Origin of the sequence: Vibrio sinensis, from assembly GCF_003605645.1 — a bacterium.
GTDB lineage: Bacteria > Pseudomonadota > Gammaproteobacteria > Enterobacterales > Vibrionaceae > Vibrio > Vibrio sinensis.
Window position 1 is genome coordinate 26,873 of sequence record NZ_QVMU01000020.1, and the last position, 15,041, is coordinate 41,913.

The window sequence follows — 15,041 nt, forward strand, 5'->3', positions numbered from 1 at the left end:
TCCTTACCTCCCAATAATCACGGCATGAGATTGAACGCGAGAAAACTCCATTCCAAGAAGATCACCAATCCAGTTATCCGTGTCATAGCAAAGAGTGACTCGATACAAGGTCGATCGTCGCCCCCATGTGGTAATTTTTGACAAATGCGTCATTTCATTAAGTGGTTGATGGGCTGTGCATTGCAGTCCAATTGAAGTACCACCGGCATAAGGAAAAACTCGATACGTGGGAAATTGTCGCGAATCAAATGTGACAGCTTCTACTAAGTACCCAAATTTTTTCGCGTCAAACTGACTGATGGTTCTTGCTAGCGATGAGCGAGCAATGTTAATAACCGTATTGACGTTATTTTCAGTTAACTCATAGTTTTCATCATAAAGTTGAGTGCGCTCTTTGATGATATCGACCATTGAATAAGAGAGACGGTCAAGCTTACCTTTATAAGATAACTTGATAATCACATCACCGCTAAATACAAATAATAAGCTAAACACAAGGCCAATAATGGCAAACTCAACGGTAAAATTCCCTCTCTGCTTAATAGCTGAATTTGTCACGTTCATACTCCTGTATCACGATCACTTCACGAGAAAATAATTGGTCTTCATTAATAAAATAATTAAACATTGGCGAATGTTTATAGTTAATTCGATAAATAGCAATCGCACTATCTTTAGCGGTACCACACTCACTTTCTGACTCCCCCTCAGCAATAGGACAATAGTCATCATTCAATTGTTCTAAATCTGTGGGTGTTTTTAAATACTGGATCGAAAAAACAAATTTAGCCGGATCAATAAATTGAGCCCATAAAGAATCACTCTTATTCAACGCGTTACGAAATTGTTCAGAATAACTACTCGAACAGTTATTACCTGTACAAACTTCTTCAACGGAATCATCAAGCCGAGTCGAACGAGAAGCTTCGCTCACTGCCAGATCTGAAACTGCCGATATATACGACATATAACTGATTTCAACCCAGGCCATACACATCCACCAAAACAGCATGAAGCCCATGACAAACTCAATCATTGCAACCCCTCGCTGCTTACTTTTGATTCGTTTCATCAATTACTCCACAACCGTTCCATTGGCCACGGGAGCTATAGTTTTATCTCTCTTAGATAACGCTTCTTTATTTGAATTAAGAGATAAAACTGAACTGCTCTTTAAAGCTTGATAAATCTGCTCGGCCTGTGTTTCAGTTAATGATTTATCCAAACCATCAAAAACAAACTCTCTTTGACCATTTTTTGCCATTATTAGCATCAAGTTCGCTTTTAACTGTGGATCAGTTTGCTCATCAGACAACAAGACCGCCAAACGCTGTAGTGCTTGCAAATTATCGCCCTCGAGCATATCCAACAAGGCTAGGTTGTTCTTCACTTTGATATCGTCATAAAAACTTGTTCGAGCGGACTCAAACATTGTTCGAGCTTTAGCTAACTCACCCTGCTCTGCGTAAATAATACCGAGTAAATTGGCAACTTCACCGCTGCGTTGTTCACCTGGCAACGCTGCAATAAGAATCGCTTCAGCATTTTGGTAGTCCCCCATATCCATATAGGCTTTACTGGCGATAATATCGCTTTCCAAAGAGGTATTCGGCTTATCTATCAGAGGACGAATAGTAAATAGAGCCGATTCAGGATCTAAGTTACTCAAATACGTTTTGGCTAGTTTTTGACGAAACTCTGTCGATTCTCTCTCTTTAAGGTGGCTCTTATAGAACTCGATAAGCCCCACTTGGTTGTTCGCTGCCAACAATATTTTTTCTTGTGTCTCAACATTAAGTGGGGCCGATTTAGATTGAGGTATAGCGCCCGATGTGACGCACCCTTGAATCAAAACAAGTAACAATATTGATAAAAAACGACGGTTTTTAATAATCACCGGCAAACATCCTCATCACACCTGGTACGGCAATTAATATCACAATCGGGATCATGATAAACAGAATCAAAGGAATAGACATTTTAGCCGCCAATTGACCAATTTTTTCTTCAATATGCAGCATGGTGACCTTTCGAATATCAGAAGATAAGGTTGTCAAAGTCATGTATATCGAAGAGCCATATTGCAGACTCTGTTTTAATGTCATCACAAAACTGCGCATCTCTGGCGTCGGAATATGCGCATAAAGCTCATCTAACGCTTTATCCAACCCCACAATATGTGCGCGTTCGTTAGTTCGTTCCAAAAGTCGAGCTAACTTAGGATCAAAGCTTTTCATTTCTGAAGCCAAATACGCCATGGATGATTCAATCGTCATCCCGGTTTGTACACATACTGCTAATAAGTCGATCAAATAGGGCAATTGACGAGTCATATCAGAGCGATATTTTTTGACTCTAGAATCCAAGACCGAGTCAGGCACAATCAATATTAGAATGACCCAGATTGACATAATCGCGATAAGCGTCATGGGTTCCACGGTTTCATAACTCATAAAAGTAATGATACCGCCACCAATAAAAAGTACCGCAAACTTTAATGGTAAATATAGATGTGCATATTTAAACGAATAAACCCCAGCATCTGAGAGCTTTTGAGTAACCTCTGCATTATTGGCCGCAAGTACATTTGGTATCGCGTTATCTAACCAATCGATAAATTTCTCAGGCTCTTTATCTTTACTTTTTGGTGCTAGGTATTTGTTTATATATTTACGCTGTTTCTCTTTACGCAAAGAAACCAATAATAAGGCCACACCAAAGAAAATGAAGCACAGTGCAATAACAGATGATTGTCCAATCACGCTTCCACCCCCTTCATCAGTCGCCACACGATAAACATACCGATACACTCACTCACGATCACATAATATAAGATATAGCGACCATCTGGATTAAACATGACGTACTCATAGTTTTCCGGGCTAAGAAACTGCAACAAAAACAAGAAAATAAAGGGTATTGCACCTACAATTTTTGCAGATGCGCGAGCCTCAGCCGTTAAAGCATATTTCTTTTTATCTACAGCCCTGGCGTCAAACATTAGTCGATTAAGGCGTGACATGACATCCTTAAGCTGACCACCTCGTTGCATATTTGCACGCATAGTAATGATAAAAAAGTAAAACGATGGAAATGGAAAACGCTTACAAGCTTTACGGAAAACCGCGTCAGGTGATTCTCCCATTTGCAACCGCTCGCCCATGAGCTTAAACTCAGCGCCTACTTCACCATCTAAGGTTTTCCCTACATAAACAATTGCATGAGTCAAACTCTCACCTGAACTCACGGCACTCGTCAGCATATTTAGGGCATCTGGAAAAGCACTATCAAATGCGGCTCTTTCACGATTTTGTAGCCAAACGTACCCCAGATACAAACCGGCTATCTCAATTAAAAGCACGACAGCCCAAAGGTGAGTACGCACAAAATTATTATTGATATAAATAGACAAAAAGCCGAGTAGAGCAATAAAAGCAATTAACTTAATAACAGCTCCAGAACCAAGCTGTCTATTTACATTACGAGCCAAGCGCAGCACTTTTTGTCGCCATGTTTCATTAGATAACGAATTTAGGTTAATCGCTTTACCTTGCCCAAGATCGCGAGTCGACTCCCCTAACTTCATTTGCTTGAGGTAACGTTTCGTGGTCTTTTTATATTTAGGCGTAGCTACATATAACAGTAGCAATCCACCAAAAATTAAACTCAGCCATGCCATTAGTCAGCTCCTGAGAAGCCAAAAATTGAGTTCAAATTCCCTTCTAGACCAAAAAAGCGTGCTTTTTCGACTAGAACAGAACGTTTCATTAATCCTGAGGATAAGAAATTGCCGGTAATTTTATCGTCACCTTCCCTAATCGGAGCAGGCTCAAAGCGAAAAATCTCTTCCATCACAACACTAGAACCCTCCAAGCCAACGACTTCGGATATGCTCATTACTTTTCTGGACCCATCGTGTAAGCGACTAATTTGAATCACTAAATCTACCGCACTAACAATGGTTCGACGAATGGCCTCGAGTGGGAGATTGCTGTTTGCCATCATCACCATAGCTTCAACACGAGCTAACGCATCCCTGGGCGTGTTCGCGTGTAATGTCGACATAGAACCATCATGTCCGGTGTTCATTGCTTGCAACATTTCAAATGCTTCACCACCACGACACTCCCCGACAATAATTCGGTCTGGACGCATACGAAGAGAGTTAATCACTAGATTTCTTTGATCAATAGCCCCTGTTCCTTCAATACCTGAGGTTCGTGTTTCCAATCGCACCACGTGGGGCTGAAGTAACTTAAGTTCTGCCGCATCCTCAATCGTCACAATACGTTCTTTCTCTGAAATAAATTGAGAAAGGGCATTGAGCATGGTGGTTTTCCCTGAGCCGGTACCACCAGAGATCAGGATATTCAAACGACAACGAGCCACAATCATCAGCACTTTTGCCATCTCTGGGCTCATAGCGCCAAACCCAACCAGCTGTTCAAAATCGATACTCTGTTTTTTAAACTTACGTATTGATACCGATGTCCCATCAATGGCAATGGGAGGAATAACAATATTGACACGGCTGCCGTCTTGCAAACGGGCATCACAGGTCGGTGATGAATCATCAACACGGCGACCAACACGTGCAGCAATGCGTTTTGCGATTTGAAGCAGTTGGTCTTCATCAATAAAAGTAATGGATGATTTTTCTACCAAACCATTACGTTCAATAAAGACATTGTTATGCCCATTAATCATAATGTCAGAGATGCTTTCGTCATCCATTAGTGGTTGTAATGGACCTAGGCCAAGTAATTCATCAATCAGGCTCTTGACATATTCACGTCGAACAACGGTTGCGACAGAATAATCTTGACGCTCAATCAATACGTCAATCGCCGTCGTGATTTGATCTGTCAGTTGCTCTCTTGTCAGTGTGTTAACGACATCAGCTTCAAGGGCATCATATATTTGCTGACGTAAGACAATAAAAATACTACGCGACTGGTGTTGAACCATGAATAACCTCTAAACCTAACGCTTACGTGAAAACCAAGCTGCAATACCCGTTTTTCTTGGCTTAATACTTTCACCTAGAATCATGGAAATCAGTTGTAAAATAGGTCGAGCAATGGGTAAACGAGAATTGAACAATGACCCACCATCCAGCACATGCTTTAACATGCTCGGTTCAAAAGGGATTTCTACATCTATCTTTCGTTCTAAAACCACTTCGATTTCTTTATTAGAAAGCGGCTCGGCCTTAGTTGGTTGAATATGATTTAACACGATAATTTTACGTGTATTTTTACTCTGCTTATCAAGCAGTTCGAGCACCTTTTTAAGTTGACGAACACTTGAAACAATCGGTGTAAACACCAAAACCGCGGTATCAATTTTTTCAGTCAGATATTGATAATCAATATTGGTCTGGCAACTTTTCGACATATCTTCAACAATAAAGTTATGTTGTTCGGCCAATAGTTCTTCTAATGAGCGCGTATACTCTTTCAATTCATGAGTTTGATGGACGTCTGAACCGACTGAGAGTAACGATAACAAATCGTTGACTTTTCGCGTCATACTCAACGCATAAGTCTCATCAAGATCATTACCAATCCCAGATATCGTCGCTGGTTTTTTTTCAAAGCCATCAAGCTTCAACAAAATGTCCAAGTTACTGGCATAGTAGTCGTGATCAACCAAAAGGCACTTGGCATGATGCTTATCCGCCAGACCAAATACTATCTCTGTCGCAATAACGGACGTACCAACGCCACCTTTGCAGCCCCAGACTGAAATGTTTTTTGCGACACGTTTTTTACCTAAGCCTTGCTCTCTTTGGCGGTTATTACGGACATTCTTTACGAATTCAATTAGCTCTTCTTTAGATACTGGCCAAAAAAGATAATAAAAACCCATCTCTTTTAAATTTCGGATCGTCGAAATCGCATCTTCCTGACCAATAACAATCACAGAGGCACTATTTGGGAGTAAATGACTGATCCGACGCATATCTTCGGTTACATTTTGCGACTGATTTAATTCAACCAGAGCAATTTCGACGTTCGCTTCTCTAACGTAAGATTGGATATCCGCATCTTTATTAGTCACAAAGCTAGGTAAAGGGATCCCCTCAAACCGGAAAGCATTCTCAATTAATAAACGGCACTCTTGAGTTTGCGTAAATGCGACACAAGAGAAACTAATGATCTCTTTTGACTTTTTTTCAACTTTATTTAGAGAGTCTAAAATATCTAACATTTACCACTTCCCGATTAGTCTTGGAGTTGATTGGTGCTACCCAACGCATCCTGTGGGTGTGTCATTGAATGCCAAAGGTTGCTGTTAACAGCACATCCCATGGGTTGTTTTTGAAAGTGACCAACAATCATTGGATTACATATAGGGGTGACTGTTTTGTATGAGAGTATTTGAACTCGCATATCAAATTTGTTGAGATCTTTTTTCTCTTCCAAAAAAACATTATCTCTTTCCGCTCCGCGTTTAATTAACGCGTTGCGCCAATCTATTGCCTTATTCTTACCGGTACTATTGGCATAAAAGAACGTCACAGATTGAGTTAGCAAAAGATCTTGATGCTGCTTGCTAAAACGTTGCCACTCTTGCTGAGCCGCTTTCATTTTTTTCTTATTTAACATCAGTGACATTTCATAACGAACTGGATAAACGTCGACAGTAACCCCAGAGTTTTCAGGGGCCAATGGTGCACACCCTAGAATCAAGAATGTCATCAAAGCTAGCGTAATAAATCGCATCATTTCTTAAACCCTCCTGTTGCCAAAATATCGTGAGCACGCTGCTCAACGAGCGGCGTATAATCATTCGATATGCCTAAATAACGAGATAAGTTATAAGTTCGAATCATTGAGGGAAGTTGAACCTGACTTGGCTCTACCGGTTTCACTAAATTCACCGTTGCCACTATCACCAACTCTGTTTTATTACGTGAAGTTTCGGTATGACGAAATAGCGAGCCAAGAATTGGAATATCACCGATGTAAGGCACCTTTCTCAATAATTCGACATCTTCAGAACTGAGCAAACCAGCAAGAACGAAGCTTTGTCCATTACCTAATTCAATCGTCGTTTTCGCACGACGAGTTTTCAATGCAGGTAGACTAAACAACTCATCAGCATACTGTGTATCAAGTGAGCTGACTTCCGGCTGCAGCGACAACTTAATTTTGTCATCACGAAGTACTTTAGCCACCATATCGAGACGAATACCAAACTCTTTAAACTGTACGTTGGTGCCGCCATCAACCACTGTTACGACGGGAATTTCACCACCAACTAAGAATGAAGCGCTCTCACCAGAGATAACGGAAAGATTCGGTTCGGCAAGAATTTGTCCAATCGAGTCATCCCCAACTGCCGTTATAGTTGCTAGCAAATCATTCGCACTAAAATCAAAAATAGGATTAACAAAAACACCCGCGGTGCGGCCAGCAGAACCGTACTGAACACCAAAATTTTCCATGAAACTTTGAGAAACTTCTGCAATTGAAAGCTTAACATTGACCTGTTTTGTCATTGCGATTTCAATTTGATTGACGATTCCTGCGTATTTACGCTTAGTCATAAAGTCAATGACTTCATCTTCACCCTCATCTTTAGTCCAGACATGAGTGGTTTTTTCGACATCTTTCGACAGCAATTCGCCAACTAAATCATTAATACCGTCTTTCTCTGCCGCCGTAGCCACAGTACCTTTCAATACGACTTGCTTACCGATATTGCTCACTGTGACATTAGAGCGAGGAAAATGCAGACGCACTTGCTGAATAATTTCGTCAAAGCTTTGGTTTACCACTAGTTTCTTACTTACTAAGGTTTGAGCATTCTCATCAAACAACATTAAACTTGTGGTACCAATTTTTTTACCAAAGACAACAATCTTGGTTCGGTCGATAACCTGATAATCAGCCACACTAGGATCAGAGATAAAGACCGTATCGATAGCTTGACTGGTTACTACCGGTTTTGCTTCCCCTTCCATCAAATAGATTGAGCCACTTGCACTGACTGAGAATGCAAGAAAACTGAACATTAGGCTAAAAAGGCTCGTAAACAAGCGTTGCATGTGAGTAATCCTTACCGTTAATTTACAACAATATTTGCAGCTCTTAACTCTTTAATGGCTTTAAAGTCAGGTAAAACATCACCCGAATCTGCTTGTATTTCGCTTGGCTTGTAATTACCAATCGATTTATGAATTTCGATTTGTGATATTTTCTTCGCAATCGTTAATACCGCGACTTGCTTTCGGTCTAACTCTAAAATCAGATAATTCTCCAACTGATTTTTGTTAGCAGAACCGCTCTTGATTTCTCTTTTCTCAACTTTAAGTACTTTGATATTAGTGAGAACCGCCGTTAAAGAAATTGTCTGTTTTTTTCTCTCACTTAATTCTGAATCAAAGCCACCAACTCCTGTTAAAGCCAACACATCGACATGAGTTCCAGCAGATATAATCCCACCAACGATTGAGTCTGGTGACACTTTAACCGGATAAGGCACATTATTTTTCGAGATGATCAAATCGATATATTCTGGGCTTGATGGTGGGATCAGGTTCGATGGGTAAACGGTTTGGTCTTGAAGCATGTCGTTTCGATAAACTGAACCCGGCTCATATTCAAATAAAGCATCGCTGTTGATTCCAAGCTTATTCGCTTCAACCTCTTGGAGACTAACAATCTCAAAGTCACTCATTTTAACCACTTGACCTTGAGTTACCTTTGGCTGTGAAATTCTATAAATTTTATAAAAAACCTGCGGCGCTTCCGTTATTTTATTTTCGATCGTTGGAAGTGTTTTATTTTGAAAAAACACCCCAAACAATCCGGCACCAATAGCCATAATGGCGATAAATATGAACAACTTCGAACGCATATTTTGTCCTTAGAGTGATGCGGCAACACATAATAGACCGGATAGGCAGACTGGAATTCCGTAAGGTAAGCCTTTGCTCCATACCTTGCTCATATCTGTTAGATAGCCATACAATAAGTAGAACCCAGCGAGAACCCCTCCAGACAATCCTATTAAAACAAGGAATAACAACAAGTAATTCTCTGAAACTGCAGGTAGAAATGCGAGACACAGCTTAAGATCGCCCCCACCCCAGAAATTAAATCGGTAGAGCAATAGACAAACTACTACCAAGGCCGAAGCTTTTGCTATCCAAGTAAAACTGTAAGGTACTGAGCTAATTAAAAAAGCAATAACAAAAATGGCAACACATACTCGATTCGAAATCGTTCGATATCGAACATCACCTACTACTGAAATAATCGATAGGATGGCTAAACTTAGCCATCCTATCAGTAGAAAACTAGTATTAATCAAAAATTAAATCGTCAATTTGAGCTGCTCGTTTTCTCTATTAATTTGCTTTAGAAATATTACCAGAGATAGTGCTCACTGCACCTTTCAACGCTGATTCCAGGCTATTTTCTTCTCCAGAGAACACCACTAGAACGATCGCTGAAATAGCCACGCCAATAATCGCGTATTCAATCGCCGTAACACCACGACGATCGTTAATAAAATTTTCTGTGCATAATTTTGCTTTAACATAAAGACCAGTAAACATAATAAACTCCAAAGAATAGGTATGTATAAATTGCAATTCTGAAATTCACATTAAATTTAGAATTGTGGCGATTATATTCACCGTCAAAACATTGTCAAATCTGGTCCAGCAACTTATTTTATCGCTACATACAAGATTATCAATCTCATATTTAAGGCAAAAAAAATCCGAAAAAGCGTTTGCTATGTGAAGTGCATCACATCAAAAAATCGTGATATTTAATTTCCCACCCTCAGTTTTTCCAATTTTTAAAAAATACAAATTTTAATAAAATTAATTTTGCGACGCATATCAATAAAAATAACATTAAAGTATTTCATTAAAGTGATGTTTATTTTCATCGCGAATTAACAGAGCTAAATTTACATTATCTCGCCAATTTAACAAATAAAGAACGAAATTTAGCCTACAAGTTATAATTCCTAGCTCGTAACCATTGATTTTATAAATAATCAAACAAAAGCACTATCAACCGAATATCAAACACAATGTAGATGAACAATAAATAACCCATAAATAAAACTGGTAATAAAATATGGCGTTTAATTAATCGCTGATGAAAACAGCAGATAATACACAAAAATCTTATGTCTAACGTAATAGACCATAAAGTCTAGATTCCAATCACTCGACCTTTGAGCAATAAAGGTCCTTGCTCCTCAATAAATACACCTCCGTCATTTAATTGACTCAACTATCAATTAAACTCATTCGCTCTTGTATAACTAAATTTACTCTCTGAAAAAGCAAACAAGATGTTTGTCTTTATACTCATTCAAGCTGCTTTAAATAATTGATTGGCGGCAATTTCAGTGAATCACAAATTGAACTAGTCGGCGTGCTGTTAGAAACACAAGTACTGACCGTTAAACAAGTACTATCAATCGTAAAATATTCTTTTGCTTACCTATACCCAGTAACCTCAAGGTGCTTGGTTCAGAGAGAATGACTTAGCTTGCAGACAAGGTAACGAATTGAAGATCTAGTAGCTCTAAATCAAAATTCGTTAATGACGTATGCGAGCCAAGACAACCAACCCTTTGGGAGTTTGGGTATATATCAGCTATCAACTTAACGCTATACTTGCGGGAAATAATCACATTAACTGGGAGATACTCCTTTATGTCTCTATTTAAAAAGAGTCGAACTGTTGCACTGTGCCTCGTATTAATGACCTCTTCTTATACGATGGCTTCTTCTTTACCATTATCGCCAGAGAAGATTCAGCAGCCTTATCCTAATGTGTCAATTACAACACTCCATTCAGCCAAAACGCTAATCAGCGAATTCGATCGCCACTATTACCAACTCAATAAAGTTGCTACTAGTAATTCGTTGCCCGCTTTTTTTGTAGAAAATCTGCCCGATAACTTAAACTCACTGCCTGTCGAACAAAAAACCTCTGGGTTTATTCGTTTGCTATTACCTACAATTAGCGACGTCAATACTCATATTCTTGAAGTGAGAGACGCTCTGATTGCGATAGCTAAAAAGCCCAAACATGATTGGTCTCACTCAGAGCAAGTATGGGTCGACAATCTAATCAAAGAATACAATGTGAAATCGGGAGAGATTCAAGACTTGTTGATGCATGTGGATATTATTCCCGTCGGAATGGTTTTAGCGCAGGGTATTGATGAAAGTGGGTGGGGAACCAGCCATTTTGCTATTGAAGGCAATAATCTTTACGGTGAGCACCTGCCGTCAAAAGGTGGAAAATACCTGACTACACCGGGAGGTCACGTTAAGGTGGCAGCATTTGACAACTTATTTGCAGGTACTGCGAGTTATATGCATAACCTCAACACTACCGAGGCATATAAAGAACTTTGGCACCTTCGCCATAAACTGCGTCAGCAAAACAACCTAACGGGTCACGAACTAGTGCAAGCTTTGTCACATTACTCGACACGTGGTCAAGCTTATGTTGATAACCTACGTGCATTAATTAAACACCACCAACTTGACCGATTTGATCATGTCCATCTTGATGATGCCAATACTGTAAGAATCCGCTTTACTAAATAGAGTATTACCAAGTGTCAAAGACTTGAAGATGAAGATGGGAATAAGCGGCTAGCCACGCATCTTTATCAAACTCGATACATGTCGGGGAGAATGGATAACCATCTCCCCGACTTCAGCTTTCAGCGGCTTGAGACTAAAGGGGAAAGAAGTAAATGTTGACCTATTTTCGTTATTTCGCTTTTTTCTTAGCGAAGCTACGCTTCTTTCTTTTAAATGCGGGACGCTCAACTGGAGGAAGTTGCCTCAATGAGTCTGGCACGGGTTCCGACTTCACTCGCTGCATCAATCCATCGATGCGTTGTTGCAGAGCTAACATAAACGGTTGATAAGCTTGATTGCGCTCTGCCATTCCTTGTAATTGATGCTCCCAATGAGCTGTCATGTCTGGGTAGGTAGAATCGCTTGGAAGCGCATGTATTAGTCCTCGCCCAGCCGGCGAACTCAAAATAGCTTTACCCTGCCTTTTTAATAACTGACGCTTAAATAAGGTATCTAAAATACCGGCTCGCGTCGCTTCAGTTCCTAAGCCATCGGTATCTCTCAGAATTTTCTTCAGCTCTTTGTCTTCAACAAAACGCGCAATCCCCGTCATGGCTTGTAGCAATGTGGCTTCGGTAAAGTGGCGTGGTGGTTCGGTTTTCTTATCGCTAATCACACTCTCCCGACAAGTCAGAACCATACCTTTACTTAAAGGTGGTACCGCATCAACTCCCGTATCCTCTTCTTCTATTTTGCCTAACAGAGTTTTCCAACCAGGAACGGTCAGTTGTCGACCTTTGGCAATAAATAAACCACCAGCAATCTCAAACTCCAGTTTTGCTTCTGCATAGAGCGCCGCTGGATAAAACTGCATTAAATATTGGCGAGCAATTTGGCTATAGATCTTTACTTCATCACCGGAAAGTCCATTAGCTGAAGATTTCTTGGGTGTGGGAATGATTGCATGGTGCGCATCAACCTTGCTGTCATTCCAAGCTTTGGATTTCAACGACAAATTAGCACCATTAACCGCAGTAAGCAGATCTTTAGCGTTAGTTGCTATTGCTTCGCAAACGCTTTTTGCTTGAGTGTAGTGTTCTTGGGGTAAATACCGACTATCTGAACGAGGATAAGTAATAAGTTTATGCTTCTCATACAAAGATTGGCAGGTATCCAAAACTTGTTGAGCACTCATTCCAAAGCGTTTTGCCGCATCAATTTGTAAAGCTGATAAAGAATATGGAAGCGGAGCGGACTGCTTAGTTTGTTTCTGTTCAGAGTCCGTAACTGTTGCTGGTTGATTTTTAATTCGTTGCGCTACATTTTCAACGAGTTTTCTATTGAGCACTCGCCCCTCATCATCTTGCCAAGGCTGACAAGCTTCACTCGGTTTCCAACGAGCTCGAATATCAAAACTAATACTTCCCTCTTGATAAGGGATCATCGCATGCAACGTAAAGTAATCACGTGGAATGAAGTTCTCGATCTCTTCATCCCGGCGCACCACTAAGCCTAGAATCGGAGTTTGAACGCGACCAACCGATAAAACCCCCTGATAACCCGCTTTTTGACCAAGCAAAGTATAAGCACGAGACATATTCATACCATAAAGCCAATCGGCACGAGAACGAGCAAGCGCAGAAACCGATAAGGGTACAAATTCACGATTACTGCGCATTTGAGAAAGAGCACGTTTTACCGCTGGTAAGTTCAAATCACTGATTAATAATCGCTGGACCCTCTCTTTCTTTGCTTTGCTGACTTTACAATAATCCAGCACTTCATCGACCAAGAGCTGCCCTTCTCTATCTGGGTCACCGGCATGGATGATTTCTGTCGCGTCTTTGAGCAGTTTTCGTACCACTGTCAGTTGCTTACTCGCTGATTTTCTTGGGCGTAGTTGCCATTGCTCTGGAACGATCGGCAGATCAGCAATATTCCACTTTTTATATTTATCATCATAAACATCGGGCTCGACTTGCTCGAGCAAGTGTCCGATACACCATGTCACAATATCGCCATTGCCACAGCGGATAAAACCTTGATCTTTCTTTTGAGGATTAGGAAGAGCAGCAGCAATTGCACGCCCCAAACTGGGCTTTTCTGCAATAAAGAGTCGTGACATAAATAAGGCGGTCGTAAAAAAGAATAAGGGCCACATTATCTAATGTGGCCCTTACAATGCAACTAAAACTGTATATTTACACAGTTTAATTATGCTTCTTCGTTACCTGCTGCGCGAGCTGCTGCTTCTTTAATCAGAGGCTGAAGTTCACCTTTTTGGAACATCTCAATGATGATATCGCAACCACCGATTAGCTCACCTTCAACCCAAAGCTGTGGGAAAGTTGGCCATTGCGCGTACGCTGGAAGTTCTGCGCGAATATCTGGGTTTTGTAGAATATCTACATACGCAAATTTTTCACCACAACCTACTAGCGCTTGTGCTGCTTGAGAAGAGAAGCCACAGCTTGGTAACTTAGGAGAACCTTTCATGTAAAGAAGGATTGTGTTTTCAGCGATTTGCTGTTTGATTTTATCGATTGTTTCCATTGCTTCCTCTTAAATTCGGCTTACTGCAAATTGTTCCCCATTTTAAACCATTAACGGAGAATAAAAAGCACAGATTAAGTAAGGTTATGTATCGTGAGCTTGATGACTGAAATCACATCTGCCAAATAAACCTAAATAGGCTTGTGATGGATGGTAACGAAGCCATCTGAGCATAAGAGAAGTATCGACTATCTAACACGCTAACACTATACCCAAGCCACTTGGAAACGCGGAGCACAACCTCAACCATCCCACCAAAGATAAGCCATGCTTAGGGGCTTACGTTTAATTTGCTAGTGAGCTCACATATTTACGCCCGGTACATTACTCGAATATTAATGACCCCTATCACACTTAGGAATCGGTGATACAAAAGTATAGTGATTGGCTTTTTTTTGCTATTTAAGAATATACGTTGATGAATTAATTTTAACGCATTACTTCAGTACCCAATGAGTTAAAAAATGATCACACAATTAACTAATACAAATTTGATTAAACATAATTTACAAGCAAACTCAAAAAAAGAAGTTTTCGAAGAATTAGCACAAATGCTATTTGAAAATAAAAGAGTCACTAGTAAAGAAGATTTTTTAGCTGATATTGAAATCCGTGAAGCGGTAAGTGTGACATCAACTGACGGCATCGCATACCCTCACTCAAAAAGCAAAGCTGTTATAGAGCCTGCAATCGCTGTTGGTGTAAAGCCTGGTGGCATTGAGTACGGTGATGAAGACGGTATCAAACCGAGCGTGTTCTTCATGATTGCGTCACCTGACAACGGTGCTGACCATCATATTTATGTACTACAAGAATTATTTGGTAAATTCAGCGATGAATTTATTGAAGATATTAATAATGCAAAAGACGAACATCAAATCCTTGATATTTTAATCAATTCATAAGGTGT

Annotated in this window: 16 protein-coding genes; 2 read left to right on the plus strand and 14 right to left on the minus strand. The window is 40.2% G+C overall.

What is annotated here, in order from left to right:
* Window positions 1-3: 3 nt before the first annotated feature.
* From tadF to DZ860_RS17305, 12 genes are read right to left on the minus strand one after another with little or no spacing between them, the layout of a single operon-like run.
* Window positions 4-558, minus strand: a complete 555-nt coding sequence (gene tadF / locus DZ860_RS17250) for a tight adherence pilus pseudopilin TadF (protein WP_243641879.1) — start codon at window positions 556-558, stop codon at window positions 4-6.
* Window positions 539-1,072 (minus strand): TadE/TadG family type IV pilus assembly protein, encoded by a 534-nt coding sequence (locus tag DZ860_RS17255; RefSeq protein WP_120033786.1) that lies wholly within the window; start codon window positions 1,070-1,072, stop codon window positions 539-541. Before DZ860_RS17255 ends, tadF begins: the two co-directional genes overlap by 20 nt.
* A gap of 3 nt (window positions 1,073-1,075) precedes the next feature.
* The gene (locus DZ860_RS17260) at window positions 1,076-1,897 is read right to left on the minus strand and encodes a tetratricopeptide repeat protein (RefSeq protein WP_120033788.1); all 822 of its coding nucleotides are present in this window, start codon (window positions 1,895-1,897) and stop codon (window positions 1,076-1,078) included.
* Window positions 1,887-2,762 (minus strand): type II secretion system F family protein, encoded by an 876-nt coding sequence (locus DZ860_RS17265; RefSeq protein ID WP_243641880.1) that lies wholly within the window; start codon window positions 2,760-2,762, stop codon window positions 1,887-1,889. The genes DZ860_RS17260 and DZ860_RS17265 overlap by 11 nt, the downstream gene beginning before the upstream one ends.
* Window positions 2,759-3,679 (minus strand): type II secretion system F family protein, encoded by a 921-nt coding sequence (locus tag DZ860_RS17270; RefSeq protein ID WP_120033790.1) that lies wholly within the window; start codon window positions 3,677-3,679, stop codon window positions 2,759-2,761. The genes DZ860_RS17265 and DZ860_RS17270 overlap by 4 nt, the downstream gene beginning before the upstream one ends.
* Entirely contained in the window at window positions 3,679-4,968 is a 1,290-nt protein-coding gene (locus tag DZ860_RS17275) for a TadA family conjugal transfer-associated ATPase (protein WP_120033792.1), read from the minus strand. Before DZ860_RS17275 ends, DZ860_RS17270 begins: the two co-directional genes overlap by 1 nt.
* A 15-nt stretch (window positions 4,969-4,983) precedes the next feature.
* Window positions 4,984-6,213 carry a CpaE/TadZ family protein gene (locus tag DZ860_RS17280; protein ID WP_120033794.1) on the minus strand — a complete coding sequence of 410 codons (1,230 nt, stop codon included), beginning with the start codon at window positions 6,211-6,213 and terminating at the stop codon, window positions 4,984-4,986.
* 14 nt (window positions 6,214-6,227) lie between these two features.
* On the minus strand, window positions 6,228-6,731 hold the full coding sequence (locus DZ860_RS17285) for a hypothetical protein (protein ID WP_120033796.1): 504 nt from the start codon (window positions 6,729-6,731) through the stop codon (window positions 6,228-6,230).
* Window positions 6,728-8,056: a type II and III secretion system protein family protein gene (locus tag DZ860_RS17290; RefSeq protein WP_120033798.1), complete on the minus strand. Its 1,329-nt coding sequence runs from the start codon at window positions 8,054-8,056 to the stop codon at window positions 6,728-6,730. The genes DZ860_RS17285 and DZ860_RS17290 overlap by 4 nt, the downstream gene beginning before the upstream one ends.
* Before the next feature lie 17 nt (window positions 8,057-8,073).
* A complete protein-coding gene (cpaB, locus tag DZ860_RS17295) occupies window positions 8,074-8,868 on the minus strand; it encodes a Flp pilus assembly protein CpaB (RefSeq protein WP_120033800.1) in 795 nt (264 codons plus the stop codon).
* Window positions 8,869-8,877: 9 nt separating this feature from the next.
* The gene (locus DZ860_RS17300; RefSeq protein WP_243641881.1) at window positions 8,878-9,324 is read right to left on the minus strand and encodes a prepilin peptidase; all 447 of its coding nucleotides are present in this window, start codon (window positions 9,322-9,324) and stop codon (window positions 8,878-8,880) included.
* Between the two features lie 37 nt (window positions 9,325-9,361).
* Window positions 9,362-9,571: a Flp family type IVb pilin gene (locus tag DZ860_RS17305; RefSeq protein WP_120033802.1), complete on the minus strand. Its 210-nt coding sequence runs from the start codon at window positions 9,569-9,571 to the stop codon at window positions 9,362-9,364.
* 1,122 nt (window positions 9,572-10,693) lie between these two features.
* Between DZ860_RS17305 and DZ860_RS17310 the strand changes: the two genes are divergently transcribed.
* Entirely contained in the window at window positions 10,694-11,599 is a 906-nt protein-coding gene (locus DZ860_RS17310) for a glucosaminidase domain-containing protein (RefSeq protein WP_120033804.1), read from the plus strand.
* Between the two features lie 169 nt (window positions 11,600-11,768).
* Here the strand turns inward: DZ860_RS17310 and DZ860_RS17315 are convergent, their stop codons facing one another.
* Together DZ860_RS17315 and DZ860_RS17320 are read right to left on the minus strand one after the other, a co-directional pair.
* Window positions 11,769-13,703, minus strand: a complete 1,935-nt coding sequence (locus DZ860_RS17315) for a DNA topoisomerase III (RefSeq protein ID WP_120033806.1) — start codon at window positions 13,701-13,703, stop codon at window positions 11,769-11,771.
* An 89-nt stretch (window positions 13,704-13,792) separates the two neighbouring features.
* Entirely contained in the window at window positions 13,793-14,131 is a 339-nt protein-coding gene (locus tag DZ860_RS17320) for a Grx4 family monothiol glutaredoxin (RefSeq protein ID WP_120033808.1), read from the minus strand.
* Window positions 14,132-14,595: 464 nt separating this feature from the next.
* On the opposite strand from DZ860_RS17320, the gene DZ860_RS17325 reads away from it, so the two are divergent.
* Window positions 14,596-15,036, plus strand: a complete 441-nt coding sequence (locus DZ860_RS17325; protein ID WP_120033810.1) for a PTS sugar transporter subunit IIA — start codon at window positions 14,596-14,598, stop codon at window positions 15,034-15,036.
* Window positions 15,037-15,041: the final 5 nt, after the last annotated feature.